The organism is Psychrobacter sp. 1Y4 (genome assembly GCF_051847555.1).
Genome location: NZ_JBPYDE010000701.1, coordinates 1 through 645 on the forward strand (window position 1 = coordinate 1; position 645 = coordinate 645).

General features: G+C 44.2%; 1 protein-coding gene. It reads left to right on the forward strand.

Features of this window, described 5'->3' with window-relative positions:
* A partial coding sequence (locus ACS8FC_RS18415) for a 3-dehydroquinate synthase family protein (RefSeq protein ID WP_439297853.1) occupies nucleotides 1–467 on the forward strand: 467 nt, incomplete at its 5' end.
* Nucleotides 468–645: the final 178 nt, after the last annotated feature.

Below are 645 nucleotides of genomic sequence, written 5' to 3' on the forward strand. Positions count from 1 at the left end.
CAATGATGGCGTTGGATCTGGCAGTACTTGGCGAAGCCGTGAAGCGCTGCTGTCAATACAAAGCAGATGTGGTCGCTCAAGATGAAAGAGAGTCAGGTGTGCGTGCTCTGTTGAACTTTGGGCATACTTTTGGTCATGTGATTGAAACCCATCAAGGTTACGGCAATTGGTTGCATGGTGAGGCGGTAGCGGCGGGCATGATGCAAGCGGCTGAACTGTCCCAAAAAATTGGTTGGTTGACCTTTGATGAGGTTGAGCGTATTAAGCGTGTTTTAATGCTAGGTAACCTGCCTACCAAACCGCCTGCCATTGATGTACAAATTGCTCTGGATTTGATGGGGCACGATAAAAAAGTGAAACACGGACAAATCCGGCTGATTTTGCTAAAATCAATAGGGAGTGCGGTATTGACCAATGATTTCGATAACGATCTGTTGCTCGAAGTATTGTCACAACACAGCGCATAATGTATCAAAATTTTAGTGAGTATTTGTACTAAAACTTGATATGTACAGCAGATTCATAGGCTGCACTAACTGCACTTCTATTTGAATGAGCATTGATGTAATGCTCTTAAATATGTTTTTACCAAGGACATCCCCATGGCAGCATCAAAATCGAAGACGCGTACCGCTGGCCAATCAT